6 protein-coding genes are annotated in these 8,618 nt (G+C 59.1%); 5 read left to right on the top strand and 1 reads right to left on the bottom strand.

Annotated elements, in window-relative coordinates; genetic code table 11:
• Positions 1–93 precede the first annotated feature (93 nt).
• The 4 genes from AC3B8H_RS15275 (at position 94) to AC3B8H_RS15290 (ending at position 7,923) form a co-directional block, all read left to right on the top strand.
• Positions 94–2,487 carry a penicillin acylase family protein gene (locus AC3B8H_RS15275; RefSeq protein ID WP_488442403.1) on the top strand — a complete coding sequence of 798 codons (2,394 nt, stop codon included), beginning with the start codon at positions 94–96 and terminating at the stop codon, positions 2,485–2,487.
• A gap of 370 nt (positions 2,488–2,857) precedes the next feature.
• Positions 2,858–5,572, top strand: coding sequence for an efflux RND transporter permease subunit (locus AC3B8H_RS15280; protein ID WP_488442404.1), 2,715 nt, complete (start codon positions 2,858–2,860; stop codon positions 5,570–5,572).
• A gap of 9 nt (positions 5,573–5,581) precedes the next feature.
• Positions 5,582–6,484: an outer membrane lipoprotein-sorting protein gene (locus tag AC3B8H_RS15285; RefSeq protein WP_488442405.1), complete on the top strand. Its 903-nt coding sequence runs from the start codon at positions 5,582–5,584 to the stop codon at positions 6,482–6,484.
• Positions 6,485–6,486: 2 nt separating this feature from the next.
• On the top strand, positions 6,487–7,923 hold the full coding sequence (locus AC3B8H_RS15290; protein WP_488442406.1) for a DUF1302 family protein: 1,437 nt from the start codon (positions 6,487–6,489) through the stop codon (positions 7,921–7,923).
• A 65-nt stretch (positions 7,924–7,988) separates the two neighbouring features.
• Here the strand turns inward: AC3B8H_RS15290 and AC3B8H_RS15295 are convergent, their stop codons facing one another.
• Positions 7,989–8,177 (bottom strand): hypothetical protein, encoded by a 189-nt coding sequence (locus tag AC3B8H_RS15295; protein WP_488442407.1) that lies wholly within the window; start codon positions 8,175–8,177, stop codon positions 7,989–7,991.
• A gap of 176 nt (positions 8,178–8,353) precedes the next feature.
• On the opposite strand from AC3B8H_RS15295, the gene AC3B8H_RS15300 reads away from it, so the two are divergent.
• On the top strand, positions 8,354–8,618 hold a 265-nt coding region (locus tag AC3B8H_RS15300), incomplete at its 3' end, for a hypothetical protein (RefSeq protein WP_488442408.1).

Here is an 8,618-nt window from a genome sequence, read left to right on the forward strand (position 1 = left end):
GCCAATCGATCATTCGCAACAGCCTGCATATCGGCTTTTTTTATATTCGTTCCGCTGTTAAGCGGCACCTGTCTTTCGGAGTCATTCAACAACATGGATCAGAACACCCTGTCGGCGGCGGCCGGCGAACATCCCTACTCGGCAACGATTCGGCGCACCCGTTATGGTGTACCGCACATCACCGCGCCGGACTTGCCCGGCGCCTGGTTCGGCCAGGGTTATGCGATGGCCGAAGACCGGATTTGCGTGCTGCTGGATCAGGTGATCAAGGTGCGCGGCCAGCGCTCGCGTTATTTCGGACCCGGCGAATACGACGCCAACGTCGAAAGCGATTTTGCTTACCGGCATTTGCGGCTGCTGGCGGACGCGGAAAAACGCCTGCCCGGCCTGCCGAGCGACATCCAAGCCATGCTGAGCGCTCACGCGGCCGGCATCAACCGCTATTTGGCCGTCACCGAAACCGGCAAGCTGCCCACCACCTGCCGCGATTCCAAACAATCGGTGACGATCACTCCGGCCGACCTGCTGGCGATCTCCACTGATTTCAGCATCTTTCTGAGCAGCCGTTTTCTGACATCCTTTTTGAGTAGCGCCCAACCGCCGCAAGCGGCCGCAGCGCCGACAACGACACCAGCGCCGCCCATCCCTCCGACCGACACCGCAAAGCCCGGCAGCAACGGCTGGGCGGTCGGCGGCGAGTTGAGCGAGTCCGGCCACGGTATGTTGCTGGCCCAACCGCATTTTCCGTGGGAAGGCGCATTACAGGCTTGGGAGTCGCACGTCACGGTGCCGGGTCAACTCGATGTGTACGGCATCACCGTCCCCGGCGTACCGAACACGCTGGTCGGCTTCAATGCCGCGGTCGCCTGGACCTTAACCGTAACCACCTCGCCCAAGGCCACGCTATACCAATTGAATCTGGTGCCGGGCGATGCCACCCGCTATTATTACGACGGTCAGATGCGGGCATTGGAGCCGGCCGACTATACGATTGAGGTATTGAATAAAACCGGAACGCTGGAATCAAAAACCCGCAAGCTATGGCGCAGTCATTACGGCCCCATCCTGTCGATTCCGGCGGCCCTGACCGGCGGCATGGCCGACTACGCCTGGAACGCGCAACACGTGTTGACCTACCGCGACGCCAATATCGACAACGACTCGATGCTCGCCCAATTTTTCGACATGGCCAAGGCAACGAACATGGACGGCCTGATCGACGCCCACCGGCGCTGGGCCGGCAGCGTGCCGTTCTCCAACACCATCGCCGCGTCGGCCGAAGGCAAGACTTGGTATGCCGACAGCTCGCCGGTACCGCATTTGTCGCCGGCGACGTTACAGGCCTGGCGGCAAGCCAAGCTAAGCGATCCGGGCGTTGCGGCGCTCTACGCGTTTCACGGTATCTATGTGCTGGACGGCAGCACGTCGCGCGACGAATGGCTCAACGATCCGGCCGCTCGCAAGCCGGGCTTGCTACCGTTCGAGCGCGCCCCGCAACTGGCTCGCCGCGACTTCGTGTTCAATGCCAACGACAGCCACTGGCTGGCCAACCCCAAGCAACCGCTGGAAGGCTTTTACTCGCTGTACGGCGACGAACGGCAGCCGCCGTCGCTGCGGACTCGAATGAACGCATTGGCCTTGACCCAGCAAAACGCCAAATTTTCGTTGCAGTCGGTCAAGGACGCGGCCTTGTCCAACCAATCGCTGGCCGGCCGCTTGTTCAGAACCGCCCTGGTGGAACGCTGCCACGCCACCAAGTCGGTCAAAATCGGCACCACGCGCGTCGATTTGAGCCCAGCATGCCGGGTACTGGCCAACTGGGATGAACGCTTCGATTTGGAAAGCCGGGGCGCGGTGTTGTTTCGCGAGTTTCTGAGCACGTTTCGCCCGGAAGCCGGCGGCCACGAAGATACGCTGATGTCGGCCAAGGACAGGATCTTTGCTCAGGCCTTCGATCCGGCCGCGCCGCTCACCACGCCTAACGGCCTAGCGCCCGCGCCGAAAAATGGCCCGGACCCCGCCTTATTGGCGCTGGGCAAGGCGGTGCAAACCTTGACGCAAGCCGGCATCGCACTGGACGCCAAATTAGGCGATCTGCAATTCAGCCGGAAAAACGCCGCCAAGATTCCGATCCACGGCGGCCAAGGCCAGGAAGGCATTTTGAACATGGCGGCCTACAGTGGCTCGAACGACACCCTGCTTCCGGGTACCACACGGGGAAAACTGCTGAATCCGGCCACCGGCTTGACCGACCAGGGTTACGTGGTCAATTACGGCACCTCGTTTTTGCTGGCGGTCGAATTAACCCCGCAAGGCCCGCAAGGCCAGGCCGTGCTGGCCTTCTCGCAATCGACCGACCCCGACTCGCCGCATTTCGCGGACCAGACTGAATTGTTCTCCAACAAAGTTTGGCGCCCCTGTTTGTTCCGCGATGCCGACATTGAAGCCGATCCGGCCTTGCGGCGTTACTCGGTATCCACTCGCTAACACCAGCGCGCCATCGTCGAGGTGGCGCGGTTCAGCCCTGCCCCGCTTGCCTGACAAACGGCGGAGTGCAAACCTAGGTTTGTACTCCAAACCGCTAAACAACACCCCCAAAAATCAAACCCTGCTTTCCATGAACCCAATCGCGCCATTTCACGCGCCGCCTAAGTTAAAAAACATAGTTTAGTCATTTAGCACTTCCGCGCCCGCCTGGAGCCCTTGAATTTCCGCGCCAGCCGCTTGGCTCGGTAATTGCTGGCCGGCGTAAGCGGCGCGATTTAGGACTCGCCCGGCAACAAGCGCGCCGCCAAACACCTCACACTTAGCCGCTGGAAACGATCGGGTGCATGCGCACCGATGCAATGGAGTAGCGATGGAAAAATGGTTCGACAGCCTGAACGAATATTTTGCCGGTGTCCCGATGCGGGTAATCCGGTTTAAGTGGGCGATTTTACTGACCACTCTCGCGCTAACCCTGTTTTTGCTATTCGGCGCGCTGACTCGCACCAGCATCAACACCGCCGCCAACAGCTTTCTGGACCGGAGCGATCCGGCCATCGTCGCGCTGGACAAGTTTCGCCGCCAGTTTGGTAGCGACGACTCGGTATTTTTGGTTTACCGGGCCAAGGACGGCGACGTGTTCTCGCGGCGTTCGTTGGAAACCCTGCAAGCCTTGACCGACGACTTGGAAAACTGGCGCGAACTCGGCGACCAGGTCAAGGACGCCAATGGACAAACCGCCGCTCTGGACGACCTGCGCCATATTCGCCGGGTGCAGTCCTTAAGCAACATCCGCGTGCAAAGCGCCGACGGCGACACCCTGCATTCCAACCGCTTGGTGCCGCGGCAATTGCCCGACAGTCCGGCCGAATTCGCCGCAATCAAAGCCAAGGCGCTGGCGCAAAAAGACTATCGGCTGGCATTTTACTCGCCGGACGGCCAATACGCGGCGCTGTTGATCCAAACCGATTTCGGCGCCATCCCGGTCAAGGACTACGTGCCCCAGGTCAACGCCGACGGTGTGGCGCTGGACGACAGCTTCGGCGATGTGGTGGGCGGTGCCGACACGCTGAAGTTCGACGATAGCGCCGAGGTGCAAACCATCCAGTACGAGAAGGTCGATAACTTTGTTTACGCCCGCTTCGTCAAGGCCTTGAAAGCCGTCTACCAACGCTACGACAACGACTTCGAATTTTATTCGGTCGGCTATCCGCCGCTGATGGAATTCGTGCAGCAAGTGCTGCAGCAATCGGCCGGCTTGAACCTGGGCATGATTCTGATCAACGTGGTACTGCTGTGGGTGCTGTTCCGCTCGTTCAGTGCGGTGCTGTGGCCGGTGTTGATCGTGCTGTTCAGCATCGTCTGGGTGACCGGCGCGGTGGCCTGGGCCGGCAAGAGTCTATCGACGATGATCAGTCTGACCGTGATGTTGGTGTTCGTTTGCTGCATGGCCGACTGCATCCACGTCATCAGCATTTACCAATCCCGCCGTCAGGATGGCGACCACCACCGGCAGGCGCTCTCGGATGCCTACGCGACCGCCGGTTTGCCGATGTTGATCACCAGCATCACCAATATGACCGGTACCTTTTCGCTGATTTCGTCCGAGCTTTATCCGATCCGGGTGTTCGCGGCGATGTCCACGTTGGGCGTCGGGCTGGCCTACTTATTTTCGGTGGTGCTGTTGCCGATCCTGTTGGACTTCTGGCATCCCGGCGTGGCCGACGCCTCGGTCAAGCCGGGCTGGACGCGGCGCGTGGCGAATCGTTGGCTGGCGCTATCCGTGCCGGTTCGCACGGCTTGCGGCATCGGCTACGTCGGCTTGGTGATGTTGGCTTTGGGCTTGAGCGTGGGCGGCTACATCGCGTTGATTTCGGTGTTGACCTACGGCGTGGTACGCGGCCAGAAACGCTTGTTGACAGCGGTACCGCGCTTGGCCTCGCGGCAATTTCGGCTGTCCTTGCTGTTGTTCGGCACATTGGTGGCGGCTTGCTGGTACGGCGAAAGCCAATTGCGCATCGACTCCAACGTCACCGAACTGACCCGGGAAGGCAGCAGCATCCGCGTGGCCTATCAGACCGCCGACAGCAAAATGGCCGGTACCCAAAACATGGAAATCATGCTGGACACCAAAACGGCGGACGGCATTCTCGACCCAAAAATTCTGACCCGGATCGATAGGCTGCAACAAAAAATCGCCGAAAAATATCCGGACCAGGTCAGCCGCACCTATTCGCTGGCCAATCTGGTCAAGGATACTTACCGGGTGCTGAACGAAGACCGGCCGGAGTTTTACCGCATCCCGGACTCACAGACGATGGTGGCGCAATTGTTGTACCTGTTCAACAGCGTCAATCCGGCCGACCGGCGCGGCATCGTCTCCGACGACTACAGCCAGTCGCATATCAGCGTCAATGTCTATAGCGCCGGTTCTTCGCAGTACCAGGCCTTCTTCGACGAAGTGAACCGCGAAATCGAACTGGTGTTCGGTGACGTGAAAGCCGAGTTTCCCGATCTGGAAGTGACCTTGACCGGCACGGTACCGCTGGCGATGCGCACCCAGGCCATCATCGCCCATTCGCAGTACGACGGCTTTTTGTTGGCGCTGGGCGTGATCAGCGTGATTATCTTCCTGACGCTGGGTTCGGTGCAGGCCGGTTTGCTGTCCTTGATTCCCAACGTGATTCCGGCCTTGTTCACCTACGGCCTGATGGGCTTGCTGGACATACCGCTCGACACCGATACCTTGCTGTTGGCGCCGGTCATCATCGGCTTGGCGGTGGACGACACCATCCATTTCATGACTCATTACCGACAGGCGCTGATCAAGACCCGGCAGATGGCCGAAGCCTTGCGGGAAACGATAGAGGAAGTCGGCCCGTCGATACTGTTTACCGGCATGGTGTTGGGCCTGGGTTTTTCGATTCAAGGTTTTTCCGACTACCTAGGCACCGCGAAGATGGGCATCTTCGGCGGCTTGGCGATTTTCGTCGGCATCTTGTGCGAGCTGTTTTTGCTGCCGGCCCTGCTGGTGGCCTTCAAACCGAAATTCGGTCTCAAACAGGTCGATACGACCGTCAATTTATGAGGTTCAAGCATGCGTAATACCCTTGCAAATCGGCTGATTCTGGCGACGGTATGCGCCGTCATGGCTCAGCCGGCGGCGGCCGAGGAAGGCGGCGCGCCGGACGGGCGGGCCATATTGGAAAAGCTGTCCGACTATCAGCGCAGCATCACCGACTCGGCCTTCGTCAAATCGCGCTTATCCAGTTGCCAATACGGCATCAAGGACAACAAAATCACCTGCGCCGAAACGCCCCGAGAAAAACTGCTGGAAGCGGTCGGCATCAACGACGGCAAGAATAAAAAAGACACCAAGGCGGTGACCATCGTGCTGGAACCGGCGTCCGAAAAAGGCGTGGGCATGTTGAATTACAGCTACGACGAAACCGGCAAGGATAACGAAACCTGGCTGTATTTGTCGGCGCTCGGCAAGGTCAAACGCATCGCCAGCGGCAATTCCGACGAGGATTCCGAACCGGCCTCGCTGTTCGGCTCGGAATTCACCACCGAAGACACCGAGACCGGCAAATTGGACGATTACACGATCAACGTCCTGGGCGAAGCCGTGGAAGCCGGCCGGCCGGTCTGGAAAATCGAAACCATCCCGAACGCCGAGCGCGCCCGCAAGACCCGCTACGGCCGCCGGGTGATGTACGTCGATAAGGAGCGCTACGTGTCCTTGCGAGTCGAGCTGTACGACAAGCAAAACAAGGAAATCAAGCGCTTGCTGACTTCGAAAGTAGAGGAAATCAAAGGCGTCTGGACCGCGCGTTCTCAAACCATGATGAATCTGGTCACCAATCGCTTATCGAATATGGCCCGCAGCGAAATCAACAGCAACGTCAAAATCCCGGACGACTTTCTGACCCAGCGCACGTTAACCGACGTGGCATTTAGAGAAACCACGCTGGAGCAATTGCGAGCCCAAGCGAACTGACGGTGATTGCTTGCCCACCGCGCGGCCCCGGCCCAAACCGGTCCCGGCTGTATCTGGCCGTCGTCTTGAGCCTGGCGCTCCCCGCGCGGGCTGAACCCGGCGCGGCGGCCGCGTCCGAGCCGGTGCTGGACTTGCCGGACACCGGCTCATTGGCTTTCGACGACGCCACCGCATCGCCGCCGGCCGCTGCCGACGGCTGGCTGGATCGATTCACCTTCAAATTTACCCAACTGGTTTACGCGCAGGTTCACGACCACAAAACCGATTCCGGCCGGCACAAGCAGCCGACCGTCGAAGACAACCGGCTCGGCCTACTGATCAAGTACCAAAATCCGTTCGCGCCCGGCTGGAATCTGCAAGGCAGCGGTCAGGCCAAGCTGTACTGGCCGTCCGATTACGACTTCGAAGGCTTAAGCAGCCAGTCCATCGAAATGGAACAACGCCTGGACAACCTCGAAATGCGGCTGAACGAGCTGTACCTGAGCAAGACCTTCGGCAGCCACACCTTCAAGCTGGGCCGGCAGACCTTGGTGTGGGGCGAGGCCGAGGGCAATTCGGTGCTGGACACCTTAAACGTGCTGGAATACCGCGACCTGAGCACGATAGAGGTCGAAGACGCCCGTATCAACCAATGGTTCGCGGTCTGGGAGCATTTCGCGGCCAATCGGCGCTGGTCCATGTTCGTCAATCTGAATCCGCAATTCAACCCGCTGCCGCGTAAAGGCAGTCCGGCTTACACCGCGCCGCTGTTTCCGATCGACGATCCCAAGCCGGACCGGCACCCGATTGAAGTCGGCGCGCGGATGCAATGGTCGGTCGAACACAGCGATCTGTCGCTGATGGCGGCCTATTTGCAAGAAAACCAGCTACATTATCTGACGCCGACCACGCTGAACGGCCACATCCAGTCCAAGGACAACGGCTATTGGCTGCTGGGCGCCAGTGCCAACCGGGCCATCGGCAAATTGCTGCTGAAGCTGGACTTGGCCTACAGCGTCGGCCTGCTCGAGGATACCACCATTTTGGCGCCGATCCCGCATACCTCGACCGCGCGCAAGGATCAAATTGGCGCCTCCTTTGGTTTCGACTACGCGCTGACCAACGACCAAAACATCAATGCCTCGGTACAAGTCCGCTCGTTTCTGGACCGCGACAGCGGCTTGGCCGCCAGCGAGCGCGCCAGCAACGCCGACCTGTTCGGTACCTGGCTGATACGCTACAACTGCCGTTTTTGGAACGACACCTTGACCTTCATCTCCTACAACCAAGGCACACTCAACGCCGACCAAGCCTTGACCAGCGCAATGCTGACCTATGCCATCGACGACCATTGGTCGGTAATGGGCACCGTGGTCGGCACATTCGCCAATAAACAAAGCGCGCTGCCGATTCTGGACCAGGACGTTAGGCTTGGCTTCAGTATTAGTTATTCGTTATAGACCGGCCTACCCCCCAGTCGGCGAGGGTCCGCACGGATAACGACCCATCGCGCCAGTTTCGCCGGCTAGCGCCGCGTTGCGATACGATTCGCGTACCAAACCGGCTGGCGAAATTCGACGCCGGTCCGGATGATTTTCAGCAGGATGTTGTTGATGATGGTCTGGATCATCGCCTGCGTGGCGGCGTGGCCTTCCAGAATCAGCCCGCGTAGGGCGCAATAGGCGATAGCCGTATTGCGCCGTAGGTTGACCATCGTTGATTCGGCGCAATGCCCGTTGGTTATGCGCGTTACAGCCTTGACGGGCAAGGCCGGTTTAGGCAAAAACGGGCGAATGCCACTCGGCGATTCGCCAATCAAAATGCCACCATATGGCGGAACCGCGATGCGTTCCGCCTTACGGCCTTGGGCTGAAGTTGATGGAGATTTATATGAGTTTTAGTAGTTTAAAAATACGGCGCAATGCTCGTTGGTTATTACGCCTTACGGTCTTGAACAAAGTGAAGCGCACAGATCGCGGCCGATGCGTTTCACTTCGTTCAGCGCATTTTATGGGCGTATTGCAACTTACGGCCATAACAGTCACCTTGATCTTTCCCCACAAAGTCTTTGCCTTTGAAGATGGCTATATGTACTTAAAAAAACTGGATAACCACACTCAAATCGACTGGGTGATAGACCCGAAAAGAGGAGAGA

The sequence above is a fragment of the Methylomonas sp. BG-2 genome (genome assembly GCF_057766305.1).

What these genes read in the sequence shown, in the direction of transcription:
- AC3B8H_RS15285 (WP_488442405.1), top strand. Translation starts at nt 5,582, where the DNA reads ATGCGTAATACCCTTGCAAATCGGCTGATTCTGGCGACGGTATGCGCC.
- AC3B8H_RS15295 (WP_488442407.1), bottom strand. Translation starts at nt 8,177, where the DNA reads ATGGTCAACCTACGGCGCAATACGGCTATCGCCTATTGCGCCCTACGC.
- AC3B8H_RS15275 (WP_488442403.1), top strand. Translation starts at nt 94, where the DNA reads ATGGATCAGAACACCCTGTCGGCGGCGGCCGGCGAACATCCCTACTCG.
- AC3B8H_RS15280 (WP_488442404.1), top strand. Translation starts at nt 2,858, where the DNA reads ATGGAAAAATGGTTCGACAGCCTGAACGAATATTTTGCCGGTGTCCCG.